General features: G+C 39.1%; 2 protein-coding genes and 1 pseudogene. All 3 read left to right on the forward strand.

All coding sequences use genetic code 11. The features are described 5' to 3' along the window. A pseudogene (locus tag WB217_RS11830) lies at window positions 1–1309 on the forward strand (hypothetical protein); the annotation flags it as partial. 212 nt (window positions 1310–1521) lie between these two features. Then, the gene (locus WB217_RS11835; RefSeq protein ID WP_423993426.1) at window positions 1522–2061 is read left to right on the forward strand and encodes an HD domain-containing protein; all 540 of its coding nucleotides are present in this window, start codon (window positions 1522–1524) and stop codon (window positions 2059–2061) included. Between the two features lie 105 nt (window positions 2062–2166). Next, window positions 2167–2717 (forward strand): PH domain-containing protein (locus WB217_RS11840; protein ID WP_423993427.1); only part of this gene is annotated, 551 nt, incomplete at its 3' end.

Below are 2717 nucleotides of genomic sequence, written 5' to 3' on the forward strand. Positions count from 1 at the left end.
ATGGGTAGCTCATGTCTACTTGGCTCCTGCCTTGATTCTTTATTATGTAATATATGAGCAAGATGGAGTTTGGAGCTATTTGGTGGCTACTGGTGTCTATATCTCCAGCTTGTTGTTTGTTAAGCAAGAATGGAAAGTGAAAGCCATATTGTATGGCGCCTTCACGACGTTATTTTTATCAATTAAAACAGGATTGATATATTTTTCAGATGAAGATTTTGGCTATTATGCCTTTTTGGCCACAAGTATCTTAATCGGAATTTTCTGGTTCACCGCTAAAGAATCTTTTAAGCTAAGAACCGTATATTATCTTGTTCCTTTTTCACTTCTGGGCATTGCCAGGTTCATGGTTACCTACCCCTACAGCTGGTTGCTTTTTGGGATGACCGTTTTGTATGCTGTTGGAACATTATTCTTGCTCCATCGAATCAAATGGGATTTGCTCAAACTGTTACCGTTGCTGATGATTTTCTATGCATCAATCCAATTGATCTACCAATCAAGGATTGATGTACTATTTGAGATCGTTCTTCTTGCTGCTTTCGGTGTCTCACTGCTGATTGCAGGAGGGATATTCTATTCCAACCTATGGGAAAATGGCAGCGTTTTTGGACTTAAAAGCCTGGATTCTTATACTATTGTTTCGTTTTTCTTCATTGTTTCGATTTCTGTATTCAAAACAGAAACCTTTTGGGCACAAATTGTTCATGGACTGCTTATGTCGGCAGCTTTCTGGCTTCAGCGAAAAAGGGTTCACGGAGATTGGGGAATGGGACTAACCTTTTTGGCTGGGGCATATTTGATGATTCCTTATTACGCTGCCGTTGAACAGTTAAATATCCCTGCTTTATGGCTTTGGGAAGTAAATGTCCTGCCATTTGTTGCACTTGTTATCTTCTTACGGTTTGTCGCTAAAGGGAAATGGGAAAACCTTACTGGATATATCCAATGGACCGTCCTGATCATTGTTTCACTGATCTTAATTAGAGACGGTTTAATGAGCAACACAGTATATGACGCCTTAATCCTCGGATCCTTATCATTACTCTCCATGCTCGCAGGAATGTGGCTAAGAGTAAAAGCCTATTTCTTTGTTGGTGCAGGAGTATTGCTCCTAAATGTAGTCCTTCAAACCCGTCCATTTTGGGGAAATCTTCCATGGTGGGGATATCTGCTCATCAGTGGATCCATATTAATCGCTGTCGCGAGCTTCAATGAATGGAACAAGCAAAAGGGAGTTAAAGGAGAGAAAACATTCATCGTCACCTTGAGAGAGAAATTTAGTTCAATATTTAAAACTTGGAATTAAAGTATTTTAAAGCTGGTAAGTGGAGAGGCATCCAATCCATTTCCAGCTTTTTTTATATAATGAATAGTGACGGGAAATAAATTTTGGGAATGTTAGATAAGGCAAGGTGGTAATTCTCGTTGCAAGTATAGTAGCTAATAGCTGCATTTCTATAAAATTTCTGTTAACATTCTTTAAAATATGGGTATCACATCAGCTAAGGAGGGAATGTAATGAGGGATGTAACACTACTGAATATATTCGAACACCATATTGCGCAAAAATATGTTAAGCGCTCAGGTATGGCTCACGCAATTGCCGTGGCATATCATGCTTTCCACCTTGCGAAAGAACATAAGGTTGATGTGGATATCGCCGCAAAAGCAGGGTTCTTACATGATATCGGGCATTTTACATGGTATAGAAATGGGAAATGGGACTACGATTTGTATAGAAAAAACGATATCCATCCAATTAAGGGAGCAGAGAGGGCTCACAAACTCTTAATTCGCCTCGGCGAAAACCCCGTGCAGGCGAAAGCCACTTCACTTGCAATCCTATTCCATACTGACTCCTTTTTGCCCTCAAACGATATTATCCGGACACCTCTCCAGCAAGTCGTCAAATGGGCAGATGAAAAAGACGAAGAGGAAGGCGGTAACCACCACTATAGGAAAATCAGCCATGAACGGGCCAGAGAGAGTATCATTAGACTCGACGCCTTGATAGACGCTGAATTAGGAAAGCAAGAAGAAAATAAGCTGCTTTCTTAAAACTATATCGGAAACTTGATAGTCTCTCCATAAAATATTCTCCACCTCTTTTTGCCATTTTATGTTAAAATAAAAATGAATATTTCTTTAAGAAGAGGTGGGAAAATGTTTAAAAGAGTTGCTTCAGATGTATTAGGCTTAAGTGATGTTGGAAGTGTAATCAACCCGGCAGATTATGATAAAGTCGATGCTGATGATTATGTAATGCATGAGGATAACGAAAAGATCTACTTCTTGATTAAATCCAAAACTGATGAATATTGCTTTACAAATAAGGCATTGATCCATTTAGATGGGACAAGCGCTATGAGCAAAAAGCGAACATTGTACCGCTATAGTTTCAGTGAACACAAAATTACGAATGTCCATCTTGAAACAGCAGGCACCGTCGATCTTGATGTTGAGATAAAATTCGTCATCGGTTCCACTGCATTTTCAATTGATGTACATAAAAAGCACATAGAAGAACTGAAGGATTTATATAAAGCTTTAATCCGGATTGCCGAAATTACCAGAGAAAATGAATTTTCAATGGAATATGCCCAGCAAAGCTTGAACCTTGCGGCGACTACATTAAGCAGAATTGCAACAAAAGAAGAGAGCGTCGTCAATGATTTCAGGGATTTGAATGAAATGGCCTTTAATTGGCTGATGAA

The organism is Mesobacillus sp., from assembly GCF_049588175.1.
In the GTDB taxonomy this organism is placed as follows: domain Bacteria; phylum Bacillota; class Bacilli; order Bacillales; family Cytobacillaceae; genus Mesobacillus.

What these genes read in the sequence shown, in the direction of transcription:
- WB217_RS11835 (WP_423993426.1), top strand. Translation starts at nt 1,522, where the DNA reads ATGAGGGATGTAACACTACTGAATATATTCGAACACCATATTGCGCAA.